We start from the raw sequence: 362 nt of genomic DNA, 5'->3' as shown, positions 1-362 counted from the left end.
ACAAGTGTAGTAGGTTCCTGGCATCCACTCATCTTCAGGAATTTGCATAAAGGCTTGTCGTTGTTCCGGTGTAAGCAATTCTCTACCTCTCGTCATTTTCATACAGGGGTAGCGTCCCCAAAATGCGGATTTACAACGTTAAGGGGTACCGCCACACCGCCATCGAGCCAATGACAACAAATAACCCATAACAAAAATTTTGTTATGTTAATGAATGTGTAACAAGAACTCATAAATAAAAAAGATAAGACCAGGAACTCAGTCTTATCTATGGTATAAGGAGAAACAAATAGGGTGATAACCATCACCTTTTCATGATATTACATTAAATTTTAATTTTGAATATTATAACTAAAAATAGT

Source organism: Bacillus sp. JJ864, from assembly GCF_036963045.1.
GTDB lineage: Bacteria > Bacillota > Bacilli > Bacillales > Bacillaceae_G > Bacillus_A > Bacillus_A pseudomycoides_C.
The sequence above is the reverse complement of the archived record's forward strand: the minus strand, read 5'-3'. Positions refer to the sequence as shown.